This window comes from Nitrosomonas sp. Nm166, from assembly GCF_900112825.1.
Taxonomy (GTDB): Bacteria; Pseudomonadota; Gammaproteobacteria; order Burkholderiales; family Nitrosomonadaceae; genus Nitrosomonas.
In genome coordinates, this window is record NZ_FONE01000050.1 from 1 (window position 1) to 21,505 (window position 21,505).

A 21,505-nucleotide genomic window follows, 5' to 3' on the forward strand; every position below is an offset into this window, starting at 1 on the left:
CCATCGGCAGCATACTGCCGCTCTTCTCAGCATATGAATGCAGAAATTACTTCCTGAATTCAGGGTATGGACGTACTTAAATGCAGAATGCTCTAATGTGCCTGTTCCCAGCTATCTCCAACACCAATCTCTATCAATAGCGGCACATCAAGCTGCAAAACACTACTCATATGTTCCGGCAAAGTATCTCTCATTAACGCAACTTCGTCATCAGGCACCTCGAGAACCAATTCATCATGTACCTGCATAATTAGTTTACTGCGCAATTGCTCCTTGTGCAGCCAGTTATGTACAACGATCATCGCCAGTTTGATGATATCAGCAGCAGTTCCCTGCATTGGTGCATTGATGGCTGCCCGCTCCGCGCCTTGCCGGCGATTTCCATTGACATGATTAATCTCGGACAGCCACAGTCTTCGTCCCAACACAGTTTCGACATAACCGAGTTGTCGGGCTTTTTCCCGGATACGCTGCATAAACCTTTCTACCCCCGGGTAACGCGCGAAATATCGCTCCATATAAGCACGGGCAGCGCTACGTTCAATGCCTAACTGCGCCGCCAAACCAAACTCGGACATCCCATACATCAAACCAAAATTAATCACTTTGGCGTAGCGTCGCTGTTCCTGACTCACTTGATCTGGCAAAATACCAAATACTTCTGCAGCAGTGGCTCTATGAATATCCTCACCCGCTGCAAAAGCTTTCAGAAGACCTTCATCCTGGGAAATATGCGCCATGATCCGCAATTCAATCTGTGAATAATCTGCTGAAACAATTTGATGACCTGGCGGTGCAATAAACGCTTCACGGATTCTGCGGCCTTCACTGGTGCGTACTGGAATATTTTGCAAATTTGGATCTGAACTGGCTAAGCGTCCTGTCACAGCAACGGCTTGTGCATAATTAGTATGAACTCGCCCCGTACTTCGATTCATCATCAACGGCAATTTATCGGTATAAGTCGACTTTAATTTGGCAAGACTACGATAATCAAGCAATAATTTGGGTAATGGATAATCCAGCGCCAGTTGCTGTAATACATCTTCATCAGTAGAAGGACCGCCGGTAGGTGTTTTCTTGATGACAGGTAACTTGAGTTGATTAAACAGAATTTCCTGTATCTGTTTGGGGGAGTTCAGGTTAAATGACTGCTCGGCTATCGCATAAGCCTGCTGTTCCAGCGCGTGTAATTTTCCCCCAAGTTCATGGCTCTGTTTTTGTAAAAGCTTATAATCCAGTAAAACACCATTACGCTCAATTTCAAACAACACGCCTAGAATGGGCATCTCTATCTCTCTATAGATATAATTCAGCCGGGCGTCGCTTTGAATGCCAGGATATAAAGTCTGATGCACGCGCAATGTGATGTCTGCATCTTCTGCTGCATACTGAGTAGCTGTATCAATCGCCACTTCATCAAAACCGATCCGATTGGCTCCTTTTCCTGTCACATCATCATAACTGATCGTTTTAATATTCAGGTGGCGCATCGCCAAACTATCCATATTGTGCGGGCGATGGGATTCCAGGATATAGGACTGAAGCAGCGTATCATGTTCAATACCGTTCAGTTGGATGCCATGATTGGCAAAAACATGCTTATCATATTTTAAATTCTGGCCCAATTTAGGTTTTGTCGCGTCTTCCAGCCAGGGCTTCAATCTATTTAACACCATATCGAGGGGAAGCTGCTGCGGTGCACCCGTATAATGATGCATCAGTGGAAGATAGGCTGCATGATGGCTCTCAATGCAAAAGGAAATACCCACCAGCTTTGCCTGCATGGGATTCAGGCTGGTCGTTTCACTATCCACTGATACCAGCTGCGCGGCATCCAGTTTGATGAGCCAATCATTCAGTTCTGTTTCTGTAAAAATAGCTTGATAAGTTCCTGAATGGGTTAGAACTACATCAGCACCTTTGTTATTCTCCGCCATGATCAGATTTCCATTCGAGGTAATCAATTCGGATTGATTCGCAGTCAACTGTTGACGCAATTCTCGTAATGCCATCTTCATATCCAGTTGTTCGTAGAGCTGGATCAGTTGTTTAGTATCCTGTGGTTGAGGTGCGAGATCGGTTATCTGGATCGGTAAATTCACATCGCATTTAATCGCAATCAGTTGGCGCGCTGTCTCGAACCAATCCACTGCTTTACGCAAATTATCACCAACGATCCCTTTAATTTCATCAACATGCATCATGATATTATCCAAAGACCCATACTGGGTGAGCAGCTTCACAGCGGTCTTTGGCCCTACTTTCTGGACTCCTGGAACGTTGTCAGACACATCACCAACAAGCATCAGGTAATCCAGCATACGCGCTGGCGGTACACCGAACTTGGCAAGCACATTCGCCTCATCCAATACTTCATTATTCATCGTATTTACGAGGGTAATCTCTGCATTAACCAACTGCGCAATATCCTTATCACCTGTTGAAATAATGCAGCGCATATTTCTTTCAACCGCTTGTTTTGCCAATGTACCGATTACATCATCTGCTTCCACACCATCAATAATCAGCATCGGCCAACCCATTGCACGGATACAAGCGTGCAATGGCTCAATTTGAACGGCTAAATCATATGGCATCGATGGTCTATGCGCCTTATAGTCAGCATATAATTCATTCCGGAAAGTTTTACCTTTTGCATCAAACACACACGCGCTATAATCCGCATGATAATCTTTGTGCAAGCGGCGCAGCATATTGAGCACACCATGAATTGCACCTGTCGGTTCATTTTTTCGATTACGTAAGTCAGGCAGTGCATGAAATGCGCGATATAAATAGGATGAACCATCAACCAGCAACAATGTTTTCATTTATAAAAATATTCCTATGAGCCTACAAGATAAACCAGCCATTCCCTTGTCTGGAGATAAACCCTGGTCAGCAAAAGAATCATGGCGCTTATTTGGAATTATGGCAGAGTTTGTTGAAGGAACGGAACGTCTTGATACCATTCAACCTGCCGTCAGTATTTTTGGCAGTGCACGCACCACTCCTGATAATCCGCATTATCAATTAGCCGAGGAAATTGCCAAACAACTTTCAGATGCTGGTTTTGCCGTGATCTCCGGCGGCGGTCCTGGCATCATGGAAGCTGCCAATAAAGGTGCTTATTTCGGGAAATCGCCCAGTGTCGGTTTGAATATTCAGTTGCCGCACGAACAGCATCGCAATGCTTATCAGGACATCAGTCAAACTTTCCGGCATTTTTTTGCTCGTAAGTACATGTTTATTAAATTTGCAACTGCCTATGTTGTATTGCCAGGCGGCTTTGGAACATTGGACGAATTAATGGAAGCCTTGACACTGGTGCAGACTGGGAAGACCCGTAAGATGCCTATTATTTTAGTTTACTCAGAATTCTGGCGCGGGTTACTTGACTGGTTTCAGAAAATATTAATCACCCAAGGTTTCATTTCAGCTGATGACATGAACCTGATCCAGGTAATTGATGAACCTGGTCAAGTAGTCAATGCAATTTTCAAGTATTATGAAACCAGTGGCTTTGAACCAACTGCTGCAGAAAGAGAAATTCAGCTCAATCTCTAACCGCCATCTACGATTTTAGGTAGAATACAACATAATCATGACCCAGTGGGAACTATCATGTATCGACTTATTTTTATACTGTTGTTAAGTTCTACAATACCTGTCATGGCACAATCCGAACAGCCAAAGCAATCAAAAAAGCCCTCGCAGCCGGATAATTTAATACCATTACCTGAAGTTCCTGAATTGCCTCCTTTATCCGAGCCACCACCCCTTCTACCTGATATTGAGCCCGATTCTGAGCTGGAAACACAGGTTACCATTATCAAGCGCGGAGAAGATACTATTGAAGAGCATCGGGTGAATGGCGAACTTATCATGATCAAGGTTATTCCGCGTATTGGTCCGCCCTATTACCTGAAGAAAAATACCGTTGGAAGCAACCCTACCCATGAGGGCGAACCCGGTATTAATGTCAGCCCACCCATGTGGCAATTATTAAAATTTTAATAAAAGGTAAAATATAGTCCCAGGCTCATTAGTTCTTACTCTTTTTCCGCTTTTTACGCTACTCGCCCATGTCTGTTTTTACACCAGTTACCGATAGCCAGCTCACAATCTGGCTGAAAAATTATGCGCTTGGCCAACTCACTCAGTTACAGGGTATCTCCTCGGGTATTGAAAACACCAACTATTTTGTCACCACTACAGAAGGCAAATTTGTATTGACACTGTTTGAAAAGCTGACCTGCCACGAGTTGCCTTATTATCTGAATCTGATGGCACATTTGTCACGCCATGACATTCCCTGTCCCGCACCGATCCCCAGGCTGGATCACAAATTAATGGGTAAACTGAATGGCAAGCCAGCCACTATCGTTACCTGCTTGCCCGGGTACTCAATCAAATACCCAACTGCAACACAATGTGCGGAGGTTGGCAAGATATTGGCAGAAATGCATTTGGCAGGAAATTCCTATCCGGATAAAATGGATAATCCACGCGGCATAAAATGGTGGCAGGAGAAAGTGTCAGAACTCATACCCTTCTTGTCAGCTGAAGAAGAAGATTTATTGAGGACGGAACTGGATTTCCAGTTATCGCAACAAGCTATGGCTTTACCCAGCGGCGTGATCCATGCCGATTTGTTCCGTGACAATATTTTGTTTACTGATCACAAAATAAGCGGTGTCATTGATTTTTATTTTGCCTGCAATGATACTTTTCTGTACGACTTGGCAATTACCGTTAATGACTGGTGCATCACCGAAGACAAAACTTTGAATGAAGCATGTACACTCTCACTGATTGAGGCTTATCACGAGATTCGACCACTATCTGCTATTGAACATGATGCCTGGCCTATTATGCTACGTGCAGGTACCTTGCGTTTCTGGATTTCCCGACTTTATGACTATTATTTACCACGTTCTGGAGAATTGACGCATGCTAAAGATCCGGCACATTTCAGAGATATATTGAAAAGATATAGAAGAGATCCAGAAAAACTGCACCGGCTCTGGATATAAGCTATTCAAAACTATTTACCGAATTAACTGGAGAAACATCGATGGAAATTCATCAAGTCAATGGAAAACAGGGATTGCAGTGGATCTTAAGCGGTTTCTACCTGTTCCGTAAAGCACCACTGGCTTGGGTGTTTGTTTGCTTCACATTGATGCTGATTGCCATGGTAATGTCGTTATTACCACTGATTGGTAAATTTATTTTTACTTTAATTTCACCCGTATTTCTGGCGGGTATCATGATGGGCTGTAAAGATATGGAACAAGGCAAATCACTTGAAATTACTCATTTGTTTGTGGCTTTTAAAACCAACTCGGCACCATTAATTACTATTGGCGGTATTTATCTGATCGGGCAGATTCTCATCATTGGCTTAGTCATGCTGATCGGAGGCTCTCAAATGACCGACATGATGTTATACGGGAAGAGAGTCGATGAAAGTGAGCTGATGGGCGTAATGAGCAGCTTTCTTACGTCTTCACTAATTGCATTAACACTTTCTATCCCGTTGATAATGGCTTCCTGGTTTTCACCCTTACTAGTGGTATTTCACAATGTGCCACCGATTGTTGCCATGCAAAGAAGCTTTTTTGCCTGCTTGAAAAATTTCATCCCATTCCAGGTGTACGGCATTACACTCATTATACTGACCATTCTTTGCCTGATGCCGTATGGCATCGGGCTTGTTATCCTGATTCCAACACTTTTTGCTTCAATCTATGTCAGTTATAAAGACATTTTTCTGGCTGAACCACTCCGATTCAGAAATAGCGAACCCGAACCCGACTATCAGAAAGCCAACTGGAGCAACACCGCGGAAGATCCGTCACAGCATGAAAATGAAGCAAAACGGGAAATAATTACTGCAGCCAATAAGCCAAAGGATACAGGTGAACTGGTTCAATGTGCGCAATGTCATTTGCACATTCCTCGTAATGAGGCAATTGAAGATAAAGAGCAGTTTTTTTGCAGCGAAGAGCACCACCAGCAGTATCGAGCGAAGAAAGACTCGACGCGTCCGCGATGATTCCAGCGTAAATCAGTCAATGGTTTGGATCAATTTTGCATATTCAATCAATAACCACTTCGCTCCCACCTTGGTAAAGTTGACTTGAACTCGCGCTTCACTGCCACTACCTTCATAATTAATAATCACGCCTGCGCCAAACTTGGCATGTAACACATTTTGACCGATTCTCCAATCACTGCTGGAAGATTCCTGGCTGTAGTAGGGCGAAATTCTTGAAACGACTGTTGTGGGTTGGTTACCGGCATTAGAGTGGTAAGAATTCATATTCACTCGCGGTGCTGATTGTAACCACTTCAAGCAATTCTCCGGAATCTCATCGAGAAAACGCGAGGCGATGTGATAACGAGTTTGGCCATGCAGCATGCGGCTTTGTGCAAAACTTAAATATAAACGTCGTCGCGCGCGCGTCATGGCCACGTACATCAGACGCCTTTCTTCAGCAATGCCGTTCATCTGGTTCAAGCTATTTTCATGTGGAAAAAGCCCTTCTTCCAATCCGCTCAGAAAGACGCTATGAAATTCCAATCCTTTGGCTGCATGTACCGTCATTAACTGCAGGGCATCCTGACCACTACCCGCCTGATGTTCACCGGCCTCCAGAGAAGCATGCGCGAGAAATTCTATCAGACTGTCATTTTCTGCTTCATGAACAAAACTCATTGCCGCGTTAATCAGTTCATTCAGGTTTTCCAGCCTTTCTGCCCCTTCGCGTTCTTTGGCATAGTAAGCTAATAGTTCGCTGTGCGTCAGCATATGCTCTACGATCTGTGGCAATGGTAGCCCACTACAGCTCTGGCGCATCGTCATGATCAAATGAACAAATTTTGCAATGCCTTTTAAAGAATCTGACGATTTTTGCGCGATTGCTGTTTCACCACCATATTTATGTAGTGCAGCAGCCCACAAGCTGCCACCTTGCACTCCAGCATCATCCTGTAATTGTTCCAGACTGCGTGCGCCAATACCGCGCGTAGGAAAATTGATGACACGCAGCAACGCATTGTCGTCCTCAGGATTAGCGATCAAGCGTAAATAGGCCAACGCATGCTTGATTTCCTGGCGATCAAAAAATCGCATGCCGCCATACACGCGATACGGTATCGCGGCATTAAATAAACTGTGCTCAAGTACCCTTGATTGCGCATTGGAGCGATAGAGCAATGCAATTTCTGACAAGGCAATACCTTGGGCATGCAATGTTTTGACTTCATCAATGATAAATGCAGCTTCATCTAAATCATTTAGCGCATTATAAATACGCAACGGCTCGCCTCTTCCTTCGGCAGTCCAAAGATTCTTCCCCAGACGTTCACGATTATTTTCAATTAGTGCATTGGCAGCATCCAAGATATGGCCGTGAGAACGATAATTCTGCTCCAGCTTGATGATTTTGCTGATGCCAAAATCACACTCAAAGTCTCTCATGTTCTCGGTGTAAGCACCACGAAATGCATAAATACTTTGATCATCATCACCGACTGCAAAAACTGCCGAGGTATTTTTGTGTCCCGCACCGGCCAACAATTTCAGCCATTGATATTGCAACTGATTGGTATCCTGAAACTCATCCACCAGAATATGACCAAAACGCTCCCGGTAATGCTGGCATAAGATTTCATTGCGATTCAGTAACTCATAACTACGCAGTAGCAATTCCGGAAAATCAACTACGCTTTCTTTATGACATTGCTGCTCATAAGCTTGATAAAATTCAAGCATACGATGTGAAAAAGCATCTTCTACTGTGACATACGCAGCCCGTAAGCCGGCTTCTTTGGCATTATTGATGAACCATTGCACTTGGCGAGGTGGAAATTTCTTCTCATCAGCCGATGCGCTCTTCAGAATACGCTTAATGAAGGCTAATTGATCTGTAGAATCCAGAATCTGGAATGTTTGCAGCAATCCTGCATCCTGATGATGCGCCCGCAGCATGCGGTGACACAGTCCATGGAATGTTCCAATCCACATACCGCGCACATTAATTGGTAACATGGCGCTAATACGTATCAGCATTTCCTTGGCAGCTTTATTAGTAAAAGTCACTGCTAAAATACCGTGCGGACTTACCTGTCCTGATTGGATCAAATAGGCGATGCGTGTCGTTAATACACGTGTTTTCCCGCTACCGGCACCAGCCAGCACTAATACTGACTGGTGTGGTAATGTGATGGCTTCAAGTTGTTGTGGATTCAGATCAGATAGCAGGGAAATCATGTTGCCAATAAAAGTGTGGACTAACTACAATAGTCAAATCGAACAAACTAAGATTAGAAAAAATTAGAACAATTTAACAAATAATAGGTTTGAACTATAACTTGTTGATTAATTCTGAATCAGATAAATAATATCTTATCGTGATTCATGAATTAACCAGAAACTAATCAGAAAATGCTATACCTTCCGCTTAGCGACAATTTCCAGAATTAATGGCGTTAATACGATCTCAATAGCCATACCCATTTTTCCACCCGGAACAACGATGGTATTTGGACGAGACATGAATGAATCATGCAGCATATTCAGTAAAAAGGGAAAATCCACCTTTTCGGGGTCTCTGAAACGAATCACTACCAGACTTTCATCCAGTGTTGGAATTTCACGTGCTATAAACGGATTGGAGGTATCGACTGTTGGTACACGTTGAAAGTTGATATGGGTGCGCGAAAATTGTGGTGTAATGTAATGCACATAGTCGTGCATACGCCGCAAAATGGTATGTGTTACTGCTTCTGCTGAATATCCACGCGCATTGGTATCACGAAATATTTTCTGAATCCACTCCAGATTAACGATCGGTACCACACCAACCAGTAAATCGACATACTTCGCTACATCAACCGTATCAGTTTTTACGCCGCCATGGAGCCCCTCATAAAACAATAAGTCAGAACCAGACTGAATAGGCGACCATGGGGTAAATGTACCCGCTTTTTGGTTCCAAGGCTCTGCCTCTTCATCGTTATGCAAATATAATCGTGTCTGACCACTGCCACTCTCACCATATTCTCTAAATAAGGCTTCCAGTTTGCCAAACTCGTTAGCTTCAGGGCCAAAATGACTGATTGCTCGCCCACCGTCTTTTTCTGATTCTGCTACAGCTTGCTTCATCGCTTCACGGTCATAACGATGAAAGCTATCCCCCTCTACGATAACCGCTTTTAGCTTCTCACGTCGGAAAATATGTTCAAAGCTGGTTTTCACCGTTGAGGTACCTGCACCAGAAGATCCGGTAACGGCTATAACCGGGTGTTTTTGCGACATTCTAATTTTCTCCTCGAATAAAATATAACTATTAAGATTCTAAATCCATATGATACCTTCTTTCTATCTATCTTTGGCAGGGGCAATTTATTGATATTGAGTATCACTGTTCAGATTCAAAGCGATACTGCAGTGAACTTCTCTATTGGAACTTATAAAATTTAAATCATGTCAGATTAATAGCTTAAAAGCAGGGTATTGTATACCAAGACTACGTGCAAGTCGTTTTTAGCGACGGTTAATCTAAGTAAATAAAAAAACAAAACTTTCTCTTACTTGTTGATTCAAGGTTGAGTTCACATGAAAGATTTAAAATGGCTGTTGATTATGACTTCCTTTATGGCATTGATGCAGAGTAATTTAGCCTTGGCTGAAGGGGATGGGGGGAACGGTGGAGATGGCGGTGATAGCGGCGGAGACATGGATGGTGGAGACATGGATGGTGGAGACATGGATGGTGGAGACATGGACGGCGGTGATCACCATGACGATGACGATGACCATCACCATCATCACCATCATGATCATTTCATTCTTGGGATTGGTGGCTATTACGATCCTTGGTTTTGGGGTGGTTACTATGGTCCCAGGTGGGGTGGTTACTATGGCCCTAGGTGGGGAGGTTATTATGGTCCCGGAGTTTGGGGCCCTTATGGCTATGCAGATCCTTTTATTAGGCCCTATTATACATACCCATCCGCCATTACAGCTCCCTCTCGCCCCCCTGTTTACATACAACAGCAAGAACCCAAACCTGCTGAACCAAAAACCAGCTATTGGTATTATTGCCAAACTCCACAAGGATATTATCCATATATCAAGGAATGTCCAGGCGGCTGGCTGCAAGTTGCTCCTCAACCTTATGCACAATGACAAACGAGAATACTATGAAAGCAATTAGACAAATACTGATACCTTCAACAGTTTGCCTCTTGACGGCATGTGTCAATCTGCCGAGCGGACCCAGTGTAATGACATTGCCCGGCTCCGGTAAAAGTTTTGATCAGTTTCGGATTGATGAACACGAATGCCGGCAATATGCATACGAACAATTAGGTGGAACAACACCACGGCAAGCAATGCAAAGAAGTGGTATGGAAAGCGCTGCAATTGGAGCCGGACTAGGTGCTCTGGCGGGCACAGCGCTCGGAGGTGGAAGCGGTACTGGAGCTGCAATCGGTGCCGGAGCAGGCCTGTTAGGCGGTGGACTAATCGGATCAGGCAGTGCCAGCACTTCCGCATACGCCAATCAACAACGTTACGATAACAGTTATATTCAATGTATGTATGCCAAAGGCCACCGCGTACCGATATCCGGAAGAATCACGGATGATTCGCCCGCAAACAGCAGCCGACGCATCTCATCTCCACCACCTGATTTCACTCCACCACCCCCGCCCCCTGGTAATCCGCCACCACCACCTTTGCGATAATTTTTTCTGTTAGTTATTTACTCATTACGGAAAGCGATGGCAGGCAATGTTTGCCAAAATTCGGCTGATATGAACAAGCTCTAAATTCCTAATGATGTAAAATATTGTACATACTGAGTTATTATCAAACGGATAATAACTCAGTATTATTATATTAGGCTAAAATATTTTGCATATCACAACTGCAATTTAAATTTTCTGCAAACAGCAACTGGACTTTAAGATAAGAACATAGGAGTAAAACTGTGCATCCCATTGTACCCATTATTATGGCACTTGGTGCCATTCTGTTTCTTGTAGGAATAATTGTCTATGCCCGGCTTGGAATGCAACGAATAAATATAATAAAACTGCGTGGAAAAGAATATAAGCTTTGGCGTTTCGTAGTTGCAACAGTGGGTTCCGGTATCGTACTAATTATGCTGTCGGTTTTGATACCGAAATACATACCTTACCAACCTGAATCAACTCCTCAACCATCACAACCCATAATGTTCGGTAACCTGAAATATGAATTGGATTCTCTTTTATCCAGCCTGGATATTAAGAATGATGCTATGATGAACACTATCAATCGATTCCAAGGAGAATATCAGGAAGCTTCAGAAAAAGGTGATAAAAATACAATGGATCTACTCGTTCTGGAAATAGCCTACCGAATCAGAACCGAACTGCAAACCCGGAAATATCCAGATCATCTGATCGAGCGTGAAATAGAAAAAATTATTAGTATTCTGAAACAATCTGCCAAACGGGAAAGCAGCAAATAAAAAAACATCCAATATTCTTAGAAATTATTTTTATTAATCATTTAAGGATTCACTATGAGGAAAACGATTCAAGGCTTATTTATAATATTCCTTTTATTTCTTGCAACCTCCAATTCAGCGTTTGCAGATCAGTATCCGGATAAGGTTATTGATAAGCTGGGAACTGGCCTTGCTAACGCTGTTACAGGTGTCGTCGAAATACCCAAAACAATAACCATCGTCGGCAATAGAGATGGTGTCGTCCATGGAATGACTGTCGGATTCATAACTGGCATTGCCTATGCCGTTGGGCGTTCACTATGCGGCGCTTTTGATATTGCAACATTCCTTATACCCACCACGCCTATTGTCAAGCCAGCCTTTATTTGGGATGATTTTAGCCGTGAAACAACTTTCGTTGAAGCCCACATGCGTTAATAAATTCCTTATCTCTGTTATTGCGTTCATTAATCTATAATTTGCAATAACAGAGATAAAACTTATAGAGCCAATTCTGTACAAATAGCGTATACGCTATTGATTTTATAAATACCTGCCTTTTACATTTCTTGAAAACTTCAGCTTCAAATTCCACAATTCAGCAGTAAATAATCAGAGAACACACTCTTACTACTTAACGTGAGTTCGACATAAGGATCACAATCCTACGGCTGGAAGAGCCTGAGAAAATCTAATATTAAGGGAAGGCTTCTTCTCGCGGAATGTGTAAGACACCAGCCCAGCTATCAGATTAACAAAGAAGTTAAATGGACCGCGATGGCGGGAATGTTCAATTTGAGAGATGTTTTCAATTGGTCGTTGACAGTCTCAATGACTGAGCGTTTACGCAGCAAGATTTTGTCAAACAATGGCAATAGTTTGTTTTTCATGTTCATGCGCACTTTAGTGATGAGCTGCACGCCTTGGCTTCAGAGTTGCTCAAAGAGTGTCTGGGAGATGTAACCCCGGTCGCTAAAGAATTTCCCAAACAAAGAGTGTGCCAGCTCCGGCAGGAAATCAAGATCGTCAACATTGTCTGCCGTGATTTTCACTCCCAGCAATTCCCCTTGGTCCTTGATGACCAAGTGCAACTTGAACCCATAAAACCAATCCACGCGAGTCTTTCCCCGAGCCCCGAGCAGCAAAATCTGCCATCACTTGATGAGACCAGATGCGGTGATTGTGGCGCACACTGATCCTGGTCGAATCAATAAAGCTGATTCCCACCAGCACCCAAAGCGACTAACCAGAAAACAGCACAAGGGTATCAGGCCACCTAGCTCAACCGGATAATAGGACTAGGACCGCTGATACCTCAACACCTGACCCAGATAATAATGCTTAAACGTCCGGTAACCCGACAGATGAAAACCCATTACGATTGTCATGATTTCACTTAAGCCACAGCTCCCCTCGCCGCCAACGTCGCTTCAACACCAACTCCAACAAGCGCTCTTCCCATCACGGCTCAAATCCTTTACGCTTGAGCTCGGGATTCGATCTTCAAACGCTTCGGTTGCGAAGCTGAGGGCTATGCTCGAAGGTAGCCAGATTGGCTCGATCTGCCGTAACATGGCACTTGGCATGCCGGCCACCGATATCGTAAGTATTGCGGTGATGAAATGCTCGCAGGTTCTCCACGGTATCTGGCCCGCCAGGTGAGACATTGATTATTTTCCAGCCAAAGTCGGAATGAGTATCGCCGTAATGTTGATGGTTGATCCAAGCGCCACACTCATCTTCTCGCCACAGATCTGCATTGATATCGGTGCTTGCACGGGCTTTCTCCCATACTTGCTGAATCAGTTGTTCGCTGTATTTCATCTTATCCTCCTCATGCATAGCCGCTGCTCGCGGTCACACCCAGATCCGCAAATGACACTTAAAGTAAAGTTGTTTACCCAGCGCATATAGATGCTCGCCTAGCTGACACTTCACCTTTTGATTCACACTTGGTCAAGCAACCAATGCCCACAGATCACCTTAGACTGCTTGCGAGCAGATTTTTAAAGCCCCCTCTTCACCATGAAGGTGTGTATCTACCCATCTAGAAGCGGAACACAGCTAAGGCGCATCATCTCTGAAACAGCCAATCAGGCAATATCGCAAAGGCAACAGTAACTTACTTAAAGACAGATCAGTTCATGAAAGATTCCACTCTGTTCACTACGGAACCGCCATCACTTCATGATCCTTCAGCTAGGAAGGCATGTACACAAGCGTACATAGAAGGTTGGCAAGTACCATGTCGTCGAGGCTACGTCGTCCTTCTGGTCATCGATACGATCTTCTGTCGTTATTACCGAGTTCAATGACAGTCTGAAGAAGCCGACAACATCGCATCACTCAAAAAATAATCGCTTGCGTGCAGCTTTGGTGTGCTACATTTTGCGGAACGTTAGCCCTTCAAAGGAAAGAGACAATGACCGATCATATACCTCAAGTCGGCGCACAAGACCCGGAACTCAATACCTCGCTCATCTTTGATGAGTATGAGGATGTCTCACTTGACCTCGAACTCGAGATCGGCGCCTGTTACTTCAATAATATATCATATCCGATTGGTCGTATGTGCTAAGTGGCAGTGAACTGCTGCGTTGTGAGGAACGGGGAGTATGGGTACGCAAAGGAGAAATGCGACCCAAGTAAATAGATCTGCCGGCTACGAGTGACCAGAGGCCAGCTTGTGTGCTTGACGTGTCGTCTCCGGAAGTCGATAACGAGTCGTGCAAGCCATAACCATCTGGATGGCGGTCTGCAAAGTGAGCCGGTGACCAAGGGACACATAAACCGGCTTTACCCCCGGCCGGGTGCGCAGCACTGCTCCAATGACCTCGCCCTTATCCTGCAGGGGAACCCAACCTCCCCGCTCATCTGGTGGCTCAATGTGGTATCCAGTCAGGCGAGTCTTACCCACGCCGATGGTAGGAACATCCAGCAACACGCCAAGGTGGGAGGCAATGCCGAGGCGGCGGGGATGGGCAATGCCTTGACCATCGCAGAGGATGATATCTGGCTGAATGTGCAACCGTGCTAGCGCATCAAGCACTGCAGGCAGCTCGCGAAAAGAAAGCAAGCCTGGAATGTAGGGAAATTCGACAGGTCGACGCGCTATTGCCTGGTCTACTCGCTTAAGATTGGGAAAAGAAAGTACGACCACTGCTGCCCTGGCGATTTGACCGCTCTCTTCTAAACCCACATCTACTCCCGCGACGTGAAAAATCTCTGGCAATCGGTCAGCCGTTTCAACGAAGTGACGCATGCGCTCCTGGATCGCCACTGCTTGTTGTGGAGTGACATTCCAGTCATGCAAATGTGAAGTGATGATCATACAAATAGCAAGCTACTGGACAATGAATTCATATCGGTTTGGCCACCATCAAATAAAACACGATGATGAGCGCGATAAACGCTGGAATACCCAGCGTAACCCAAATGCGGAAATAGCGCCAAAACAGTGGCGGGAGGTTAGTTCTGGCATGGCTTGCGGCAACAGCAATCCGATGCATTCTTATTTGCAACCATACGACGGGAAGCCAGCAGGCCCCTGCAAGAAGATACAACCCAGTTGACCACAGGACCCAGCGGTCTGTCAGGGGAATATCTGCCAAATAAACAAGATAGAAACCAGTGACAGGTTGAATAACGACGGTAGTGGCGGTAAATAGCCAGTCAGCGATGATCACATTTTTTCCAACCACGGCGGCGATCTTGGCATCACGGGTTAAAACGGCGCAAATCATAAAATAGGCTGTACCAAGACCAGTGCCGAAGAGCAAGGTTGAAGAAAGGATGTGAAGCCATTTTACGGTTACATAATCCATCAGCGCTTTTCTAGCTCATATAAAAGGAGAATGGCTGCGAGTATGGGCAGATTTTTAATCAACGGCCCGAATGGGTGCAACCAGAATTCTGGGAGAAAAAAGGTTATCGTAATAGTGTAAATTCCGATGAGGGTAGCCTGTGCAATCCACAGCAGTCTGCGATCCCGCAGAAATAAAGTCCCCAGGCCAAACGCGATATCCAGGGCAGCAGCCCCGTACAGGGCCACGGGAGCAAGCGCTCCTGTAATACCAACGCGCGCTAGCAAAATATAACTTTCTTCAACAGGGTAGATTCCCATGGAAACTACCCCTGCGACAAGCCACACAGCTGCAATCGACAAGCGCAATACCAGCTGTAGCCAGCCCAGAAGCGCCGACAGACCCAAGTGCTTCGCTTCCCACTGGGACGAGAATTTGCTTACTGGTCGAGGCTCACGGCCCAAAAGTGCTTGGGTTGTACCGCAATCTGCCGTATTTCCACGTTGTAACATCTGCCAAGTGTCAACATCGAGCATGCCCTTCCCGGACCATTTTCCAATCTGCGCGGCGATATCGATAAGCGTGATGGGGACGTGCACAAATCTTCCCGGACCCAATCCCATCAGATGCCGCAGCTCACTCAAATATCGCTGCAGTGTAAGGGGCTCTGGGCCGACGAGAGAGAGACGCTGACCCTGATATCGATCAGTTTCGACTAAAGCCACAATGGCTTGGGTCAGATCATCAATATGAATAGGTTGGATTTTCTGATTACCGGCGCCAGGTAGAGGAACCACCGGAAGGCTTGCGATGAGGTTGAACATGTTGGCGCTTGCTCCACCCGCCCCATATACCAGGGAAGGTTGAACAACGACTGCTTGGTTGCTTATGGCAAGCAAGTAATCATCAGCGGCCTTTTTGCTGAGATGATACTGGCTGCTTGCTGTCTCATCCGCCCCGAGGGCTGATATCTGCAATATTCGGATACCTGCCGCAGCGCTGGCTGAAAAAAGCGCCCTCGGCGCACGTTCATGCAGCGCTTCAAATGTTTGTCGCCCATGCTCTCTGATGATGCCCACTGCATTGATGACGATATCAATGCCCAATATCCTCGCCTTCCAGACATCCGCATCAAAGTCACGCGTATAGTCGACGGGGATGCAGGTAAAGCGGCGCAATTCTTCACGCGGCGGCACTTTTTTTACCGCACATACAATTTCATGTCCAGCATCCGCGAGTGCGGCAACTAGATGGCTACCAATAAACCCATTTGCACCGACAATTAATATGATAGACATTTTAGGATCGCAGTCTGAGCAGTCATACGCCTAAATCTGCTGGCTTTTTAATCTATATTTCATAATAAACCATACTATAGTATAGTTTGAAAGATGGCGAATATAATTTCATGGCGTCGCATCATTCATAGCAGTCTGGTTTCAGGTAGCGTGGCCAGTGTTGCCTCAGCCATTTCTCTCTCCCTATTGGGCAAACGCGAATTAGGCAGATTTGCAGCCCCTATTAACGGTCCAAGTCAGTGGATATGGGGAAGGCATGCACCCTATAAGAACCGCTTCAGCCTTCGCTACACGCTCATGGGTTACGCTATTCACCATGCTGCTTCGATCTTCTGGGCTATTTGGTATGAACGAGTTCGGGAGCGCTCATCACCGACTGAGAAACCTTCTGCCGCGCTTGCGCCCGCTGTCATGACGACGGCAGCTGCTTATGTGGTCGATTTTTACTGTATACCCAAACGTCTGACCCCAGGGTTTGAGAATCGGCTCTCGAAACGCTCATTGTTCCTGGTATATGGAACATTCGCGCTCGGGCTGGCTGCACCAGCTTTACTAGATCGTTATCGATCAACTCGCAAGGATTGAAAGGAAACAAAGTCATCATTTCGATGCACTTCATGCTGTTACTAGCAGCTCATTGCTCGTAAAATTTACCTAGCAAACTTTGCCAAACAAGTTATCAAGGCTACTTTCAAGCATGTTTGATGTTCATATATTTCGCCTGATCTTAGCTCAGGCTAAATCACCTGGCTCTGAACTGCATTGATACCCAGCCATATTCATTCTCTTATCATCGGGTCAGTCTCTTTCGTTTGGTTTGGCCTGGTGGCGATCGCCCATGCCGACCGAACAGGGCTTCCTGATGGAAGGCCTGAACCGATGGTATTTGATTTGGTTGATCCCCTGGGCGCAAAGAAAGGTGAGGTTGAAATCAATACACTATTTGATTACTCAACCCGTACCGGGCAGTTCCAATGGTCGCCTGAGATTGAATATTCGTTCAAAAACGGACATGCGATTGAATTGGAGCTTCCTGTCGAGAATGCGACTTTAAGTGAATATAAGGTTTCTCTGCAAGGTACTTTGGGCATGTTGTTGCAAGGACGAATGATCCATGGCTGGCAAGCCATAGGACGAAGAAAAAACGATGAAAAAGAGTATGCAGCAGAAGTGCTTTACCTGAACGATTATAAATTTTCGGAGAAATGGAGCATGATGAATATGTTTGGTTTCAGGCGTACAGCTTTCAATGAGGATGGAGAATTCGTCGGCTTGTCAAACAACAGCTTATTTTATATGTATTCTAAGCGATTCTCGCTTGGGGTCGAGTTGAATAACGAAATAACAAGCAAATACCGTTACAGGTTAACGCCGCAGATTCAATATGCCTTCAGCAAAAATGCCGTTATTCAGTTTGGGGGCGGGCCTTCCCAATTAAACGAAGAGAAAAGAACCGAATGGCTGATTACTTCGCGTCTCATCTACGATTTCTAGACCGTGCCATCAGGTAATAATGATGGAAGTGCGCTGAAGATACGAATATTAACTGGCTAATCGTGAGCTTTAAGCAATTATTTGGTTTCTAAATACCCAAAAAACGGGATCAACTCTTATGATGAAAATAAATGTCTTATCTCTCAACGTCTTCCTGTCTTTCTTAATAATGAGTAACTTCATTTTCGCGGAATCTGCTCCAGTGCAAGAAAGACTCAATAAAAAACAAAATCCTGTTGAGCCTTCTTTTGAAGAGCCTGTTTCCAAAGAAAAAAATCGGGATGAGAAAGCTTTACCACCAAAAACAGAAAAACAAGGCTTGAATCATAATAGCGGAAAATCTCCTCCGGATAAAATTCACCCGCGTGTCAATTTCAACAGTCCACCTGGAGTAAATAATTAATGCAACGATTCATTGATTTCTTGTTTAACAAGCCCAAGTGAGCTTTCTACCTGAACGGTTTGCTCAAAATTTGATACCGTACTGAGAAAATTTAATTTGTTCAGGCGATTTCTTATCCATTCTCTTAAGTCTCTTATTTAGAATTTAGTGCCAGCTGGAGTTCTTTAAAATTTTCCTCGCTGAGCAGATTTTCTCCTGTAGAGCTAAGCGACAAGTTACCTTCATCCAGATTTAAAAAACCGAACTTCAGTAGTAACTCAACAAAATACGCTATCTCAAGCGGGTCAATCTCCAGTTGAATCGCTATATATTTTATAAAATTCTCTTTGCTAACAAGGGGATTCTGTTTTAAATTGGATAATAATTTTAGAATTACAGATTGGGTATGTGCATCCTGGAGATTAATTGTGAAACTTCTTTTGGCGGTATCAAAACTATTTTTACCTTCAATAACTTTTTTGATATTGGACTTAGTATCAACAAGGTCATGCTCTTTCTTTTGTAATAAATTCTTTAATTCTTCGTTTTCTGCTTGAAGTCTCTTATTTTTTTCTGTTTCTTTTTCTAATTCGGATTCCAGATAATCTCTTGCTTCAATAGCCACCCTCCTTATTTCCCTTGCTTGCTCTTTAGTCAGGGGTTCCTCATCTTCCATACGCTGCCTTATTTCTTTTACTTTTTGATGTTGCTTTCGTGTGTACTCGTATATCCATCGAGCTGGATGAGGATAAATAAATAAATAGAAACATGTCGTAAGAAGTGGCCCAACAATCCAAAATAAAATCATCTTTGATGGCGTTGAGTAGATATACGTATCAAGGAAAGTAAACATTTCTTCGACAGGCATATCAGAGAAAATAACTACAATAAACCTCCAGTTCCAGAGACACCAAGCGATAATAAATGACCCTGCCAGAGGGCTACTGATCCTATCGTATAATTGAGCCTTAATAGTATCTATAAGATCATCCATTTCTTCTAAAAGGCATTCAAAATTTATAATCTATCAAACATAAAAATGTTCATACAAGCAAGCCCTTTTAAACATCACCAACAAATACTCTTTAAGGATATATTATGAAAACAGTTATGGTTTGGATTTTGGTTATTTCATCCTGGCAGGATAATAAAAATATGGCCCAGACATTTGGGCCATATGCAGATCAAGAAAGTTGCGATAAAGTCAAAACATCTCGCTCTCTAAAATCTTTCTATGGCGATTGCATTCAAGTGAAAGTGCCTCTATATACTTTGCAAAGTGAAAAATAATTAAAGTTAAGCCAGAAGTTTAACTCCCTACATATGCATAAAGCACGACGGTTCGCGATATCCAGTTCAGCAACTTGCCTGCGTGCCTTATACACGCCAACTCAGCACGTTGAGCGGTGATGAACTGGTACGCAGCTAGCCCATTAAGTGCACCACCGCACAGAAAGTCTCTAATACTTAGAGGATATATAACGCTAAGAAGGTAAAAAATGCTTAGAGGATATATAGCGCTAGGGAGATAAAAATGAATAGACTCATACATCAAGTTATCAGCTGGGCGGAAGAAACTAACCTCGTGCATGGTTCTGACTTAAAAACTGAGACCTTAAAGTTAGTAGTGGAATTTGGCAGGATAGCCGAGCTAAGCTATAAAATAGATGACTGCTGTGATGGCATTGGGAAATGTATTGCAGAGATGGTCATTATCTGCAGAATGAAAAATGTTTCCTTAAATGAGTGCTTAGAACATACCCAGGAAATAAGTGACGTACGAATAAAGAATTTGCAGTATGTATTAATTCTAATGGCTAAGTATCTGGGAAATTTAGCTAACAATATTGTCATGAATGAAGATATCCATATTAATATGGGATATTTTCTGATTTATTTAACTGCACTAACTAGAATTCTTCATTATTCTCCTGGAAAATGCCTTTCAATGGCCTATAACGAACTCAAAAAACGTAAGGGGATTATATTTGACGGAACTTTTATAAAAGAAACCGATGAAAAATATCAAAATGCAGTAGCTATTCTAAAAAGACGAAATCCGAAAACATGAGGCTATAAAAATCAATAGCGTAACGATACTTCGTAATGAGGAGCTATGCTGTTAAACCATCAGAAAGATGGATGAACATTATTCCCGGATTTTATTTAAATGCCACATCTAAAGAATAGAACCTCAAGAAAGTGGGTATGAGGCAGAATAAATAAACGGAGAAGAATGAGATGGCCATACCGCTAAGAGTACAACTGAGGCGTATTAAAGGTTGGTGCATGCCGGAAAATACTATGAAAGTTGACAGAACTACTAAATGGGGCAATCCATTCATTCCAGGCAAGGAAAATCCGTTTATACCAGGACAAATGGTTAAAGATAGACAACATGCTTATGTTTTATATAAATCATTTGCTTTAAATAATGAGAAATTGATACAAGCGGCTCGCGCAGAGTTAGCCGGCAGAAATTTGGCTTGCTGGTGTCCGCTGCCCGGTAAACCGGATGCCGAAGACAAATGTCATGCTGCTATTTTGATTAAATTGGCTAACGATGGGGACAAAAACGATCGAATATGAACTTTCGATATTCTTGCTCATTACCAGCACTACCATTCTGGCACAGATCAGTTTTAGAGGCTTCTTTGTTAATAAGTTGAGAATTTCTACGAAAACTATGCCAAATTTCTTTTTTATCTCATAGCCTTTCAACTTATTGTAATTATGAGTATAACAACCATCTGGCGGATTCAAGCAATAATTGCAACAAATTATGCAGCAAGTAAATCAACTTGCTGCCCCCAAAATAATTCATTAGGTGACTTGTTGCCTCTGGTCTTACGAGGCCGATTGTTTAGCCGATCCATAGCCTGTTTAATCTGGTCATTAGTCACCTGATTGAAGTCAGTTTCTTTTGGAAAGTACTGTCTTATCAGTCCGTTTGTGTTTTCATTTGTACCGCGCTCCCATGATGCATAGGGATGTGCAAAATATATTGCCGCATTC

Annotated in this window: 25 protein-coding genes and 1 pseudogene; 15 read left to right on the plus strand and 11 right to left on the minus strand. The window is 43.8% G+C overall.

Annotated features, from left to right (window positions below):
- Positions 1 to 92: 92 nt before the first annotated feature.
- A complete protein-coding gene (polA, locus tag BM021_RS12800) occupies positions 93 to 2,834 on the minus strand; it encodes a DNA polymerase I (protein WP_090721418.1) in 2,742 nt (913 codons plus the stop codon).
- A gap of 16 nt (positions 2,835 to 2,850) precedes the next feature.
- Here polA and BM021_RS12805 point away from each other — a divergent pair, with 16 nt between their 5' ends.
- From BM021_RS12805 to BM021_RS12820, 4 genes are all read left to right on the plus strand, one after another.
- Positions 2,851 to 3,570, plus strand: a complete 720-nt coding sequence (locus BM021_RS12805) for an LOG family protein (protein ID WP_090721419.1) — start codon at positions 2,851 to 2,853, stop codon at positions 3,568 to 3,570.
- Positions 3,571 to 3,627: 57 nt separating this feature from the next.
- The gene (locus BM021_RS12810; protein WP_177186376.1) at positions 3,628 to 4,020 is read left to right on the plus strand and encodes a DUF2782 domain-containing protein; all 393 of its coding nucleotides are present in this window, start codon (positions 3,628 to 3,630) and stop codon (positions 4,018 to 4,020) included.
- Between the two features lie 68 nt (positions 4,021 to 4,088).
- Positions 4,089 to 5,039, plus strand: a complete 951-nt coding sequence (locus BM021_RS12815) for a homoserine kinase (RefSeq protein ID WP_090721420.1) — start codon at positions 4,089 to 4,091, stop codon at positions 5,037 to 5,039.
- Between the two features lie 41 nt (positions 5,040 to 5,080).
- Positions 5,081 to 6,064 (plus strand): BPSS1780 family membrane protein, encoded by a 984-nt coding sequence (locus tag BM021_RS12820; protein ID WP_090721421.1) that lies wholly within the window; start codon positions 5,081 to 5,083, stop codon positions 6,062 to 6,064.
- A 12-nt stretch (positions 6,065 to 6,076) separates the two neighbouring features.
- Here BM021_RS12820 and BM021_RS12825 read toward each other — a convergent pair whose 3' ends face one another.
- Complete coding sequence (locus BM021_RS12825) at positions 6,077 to 8,284, minus strand: UvrD-helicase domain-containing protein (RefSeq protein WP_090721422.1); 2,208 nt, start codon at positions 8,282 to 8,284, stop codon at positions 6,077 to 6,079.
- Between the two features lie 177 nt (positions 8,285 to 8,461).
- Complete coding sequence (locus BM021_RS12830; RefSeq protein ID WP_090721423.1) at positions 8,462 to 9,331, minus strand: phosphoribulokinase; 870 nt, start codon at positions 9,329 to 9,331, stop codon at positions 8,462 to 8,464.
- Between the two features lie 300 nt (positions 9,332 to 9,631).
- On the opposite strand from BM021_RS12830, the gene BM021_RS12835 reads away from it, so the two are divergent.
- The 4 genes from BM021_RS12835 (at position 9,632) to BM021_RS12850 (ending at position 11,951) form a co-directional block, all read left to right on the plus strand.
- Positions 9,632 to 10,204: a hypothetical protein gene (locus BM021_RS12835; RefSeq protein WP_090721424.1), complete on the plus strand. Its 573-nt coding sequence runs from the start codon at positions 9,632 to 9,634 to the stop codon at positions 10,202 to 10,204.
- A 14-nt stretch (positions 10,205 to 10,218) separates the two neighbouring features.
- Entirely contained in the window at positions 10,219 to 10,764 is a 546-nt protein-coding gene (locus tag BM021_RS12840) for a glycine zipper family protein (protein ID WP_090721438.1), read from the plus strand.
- A gap of 245 nt (positions 10,765 to 11,009) precedes the next feature.
- Positions 11,010 to 11,534, plus strand: coding sequence for a hypothetical protein (locus BM021_RS12845; protein WP_090721425.1), 525 nt, complete (start codon positions 11,010 to 11,012; stop codon positions 11,532 to 11,534).
- A 54-nt stretch (positions 11,535 to 11,588) separates the two neighbouring features.
- Positions 11,589 to 11,951, plus strand: coding sequence for an exosortase system-associated protein, TIGR04073 family (locus tag BM021_RS12850; RefSeq protein WP_090721426.1), 363 nt, complete (start codon positions 11,589 to 11,591; stop codon positions 11,949 to 11,951).
- A gap of 308 nt (positions 11,952 to 12,259) precedes the next feature.
- Here BM021_RS12850 and BM021_RS16235 read toward each other — a convergent pair.
- From BM021_RS16235 to BM021_RS12860, 3 genes and pseudogenes are all read right to left on the minus strand, one after another.
- Positions 12,260 to 12,628: pseudogene (locus BM021_RS16235) on the minus strand (transposase).
- Positions 12,540 to 12,746 (minus strand): transposase, encoded by a 207-nt coding sequence (locus BM021_RS16650; RefSeq protein WP_371116496.1) that lies wholly within the window; start codon positions 12,744 to 12,746, stop codon positions 12,540 to 12,542. The pseudogene BM021_RS16235 and the gene BM021_RS16650 overlap by 89 nt, the downstream one beginning before the upstream one ends.
- A 270-nt stretch (positions 12,747 to 13,016) precedes the next feature.
- Positions 13,017 to 13,337 carry a hypothetical protein gene (locus BM021_RS12860; protein ID WP_090721427.1) on the minus strand — a complete coding sequence of 107 codons (321 nt, stop codon included), beginning with the start codon at positions 13,335 to 13,337 and terminating at the stop codon, positions 13,017 to 13,019.
- A gap of 598 nt (positions 13,338 to 13,935) precedes the next feature.
- Here BM021_RS12860 and BM021_RS15325 point away from each other — a divergent pair.
- Positions 13,936 to 14,091: a hypothetical protein gene (locus BM021_RS15325; RefSeq protein WP_218147868.1), complete on the plus strand. Its 156-nt coding sequence runs from the start codon at positions 13,936 to 13,938 to the stop codon at positions 14,089 to 14,091.
- Positions 14,092 to 14,175: 84 nt separating this feature from the next.
- Here the strand turns inward: BM021_RS15325 and nfi are convergent, their stop codons facing one another.
- The 3 genes from nfi to BM021_RS12875 are packed head-to-tail and all read right to left on the minus strand — an operon-like array spanning position 14,176 to position 16,614.
- Positions 14,176 to 14,844 carry a deoxyribonuclease V gene (nfi, locus tag BM021_RS12865; RefSeq protein ID WP_090721428.1) on the minus strand — a complete coding sequence of 223 codons (669 nt, stop codon included), beginning with the start codon at positions 14,842 to 14,844 and terminating at the stop codon, positions 14,176 to 14,178.
- Between the two features lie 28 nt (positions 14,845 to 14,872).
- Positions 14,873 to 15,337: a DUF2269 family protein gene (locus BM021_RS12870; RefSeq protein WP_090721429.1), complete on the minus strand. Its 465-nt coding sequence runs from the start codon at positions 15,335 to 15,337 to the stop codon at positions 14,873 to 14,875.
- Positions 15,337 to 16,614: an NAD(P)H-binding protein gene (locus BM021_RS12875; protein WP_090721430.1), complete on the minus strand. Its 1,278-nt coding sequence runs from the start codon at positions 16,612 to 16,614 to the stop codon at positions 15,337 to 15,339. Before BM021_RS12875 ends, BM021_RS12870 begins: the two co-directional genes overlap by 1 nt.
- 93 nt (positions 16,615 to 16,707) lie before the next feature.
- Between BM021_RS12875 and BM021_RS12880 the strand changes: the two genes are divergently transcribed.
- The 3 genes from BM021_RS12880 to BM021_RS12890 all read left to right on the plus strand — a co-directional run bounded on the left by BM021_RS12880 (position 16,708) and on the right by BM021_RS12890 (position 18,511).
- The gene (locus BM021_RS12880; protein ID WP_090721431.1) at positions 16,708 to 17,199 is read left to right on the plus strand and encodes a hypothetical protein; all 492 of its coding nucleotides are present in this window, start codon (positions 16,708 to 16,710) and stop codon (positions 17,197 to 17,199) included.
- 240 nt (positions 17,200 to 17,439) lie between these two features.
- Positions 17,440 to 18,108 carry a hypothetical protein gene (locus BM021_RS12885; RefSeq protein ID WP_256207916.1) on the plus strand — a complete coding sequence of 223 codons (669 nt, stop codon included), beginning with the start codon at positions 17,440 to 17,442 and terminating at the stop codon, positions 18,106 to 18,108.
- A gap of 118 nt (positions 18,109 to 18,226) precedes the next feature.
- On the plus strand, positions 18,227 to 18,511 hold the full coding sequence (locus BM021_RS12890) for a hypothetical protein (protein ID WP_143074350.1): 285 nt from the start codon (positions 18,227 to 18,229) through the stop codon (positions 18,509 to 18,511).
- A 133-nt stretch (positions 18,512 to 18,644) separates the two neighbouring features.
- Here BM021_RS12890 and BM021_RS12895 read toward each other — a convergent pair whose 3' ends face one another.
- Entirely contained in the window at positions 18,645 to 19,484 is an 840-nt protein-coding gene (locus BM021_RS12895; RefSeq protein ID WP_090721433.1) for a hypothetical protein, read from the minus strand.
- Between the two features lie 104 nt (positions 19,485 to 19,588).
- Between BM021_RS12895 and BM021_RS12900 the strand changes: the two genes are divergently transcribed.
- From BM021_RS12900 to BM021_RS12910, 3 genes are all read left to right on the plus strand, one after another.
- The gene (locus BM021_RS12900; RefSeq protein WP_090721434.1) at positions 19,589 to 19,780 is read left to right on the plus strand and encodes a hypothetical protein; all 192 of its coding nucleotides are present in this window, start codon (positions 19,589 to 19,591) and stop codon (positions 19,778 to 19,780) included.
- Between the two features lie 244 nt (positions 19,781 to 20,024).
- Positions 20,025 to 20,561: a MazG-like family protein gene (locus BM021_RS12905; protein WP_090721435.1), complete on the plus strand. Its 537-nt coding sequence runs from the start codon at positions 20,025 to 20,027 to the stop codon at positions 20,559 to 20,561.
- 170 nt (positions 20,562 to 20,731) lie between these two features.
- Complete coding sequence (locus tag BM021_RS12910) at positions 20,732 to 21,079, plus strand: DUF4326 domain-containing protein (protein WP_090721436.1); 348 nt, start codon at positions 20,732 to 20,734, stop codon at positions 21,077 to 21,079.
- Between the two features lie 191 nt (positions 21,080 to 21,270).
- Here BM021_RS12910 and BM021_RS12915 read toward each other — a convergent pair.
- Positions 21,271 to 21,505 (minus strand): IS30 family transposase (locus BM021_RS12915; RefSeq protein WP_143074351.1); only part of this gene is annotated, 235 nt, incomplete at its 5' end.